The organism is Fructilactobacillus sanfranciscensis DSM 20451, from assembly GCF_001436035.1.
GTDB classification, from domain to species: Bacteria; Bacillota; Bacilli; order Lactobacillales; family Lactobacillaceae; genus Fructilactobacillus; species Fructilactobacillus sanfranciscensis.
The window spans coordinates 1-383 of the sequence record NZ_AYYM01000062.1 but is presented as its reverse complement, the minus strand read 5'-3'; the positions used below and the strand labels follow the sequence as shown (position 1 = coordinate 383).

Below are 383 nucleotides of genomic sequence, written 5' to 3'. Positions count from 1 at the left end.
TTGTGTATGCACCACTTGCTGTAGTCATACCAGCAGTATTAGTTGGTTGAACAGGCTGAGCGTTACTTAAATCAGCAACCCAATGTGATTCACCAGAATAACTTGTGTAATGGTACCAGTTGTAACCATCATTATTAAGCGTTCCATCGTAGTAAATGGTATCGCCTGAATCTAATGTAGCAACAGCATTTGCTGAGGTACTTGCCCCATCACGAACATATTGAGTTCCAGTTGCTGTATAAGCACCACTTGCTGGTGTGATTGCACTATCGACACTGGCTAGTGTAGTAGGTTGTGCATCAGTCAAATTAGCAACCCAGTGTGATTGACCTGAATAACTAGTATAGTGCATCCAGTTATAGCCATCATTATTAAGTGTTCCA

At 41.5% G+C, this 383-nt stretch carries 1 protein-coding gene; it reads right to left on the bottom strand.

What is annotated here, in order from left to right; translation table 11 throughout:
* Positions 1-383 (bottom strand): SH3 domain-containing protein (locus tag FD36_RS06390; protein WP_191980108.1); only part of this gene is annotated, 383 nt, incomplete at both ends.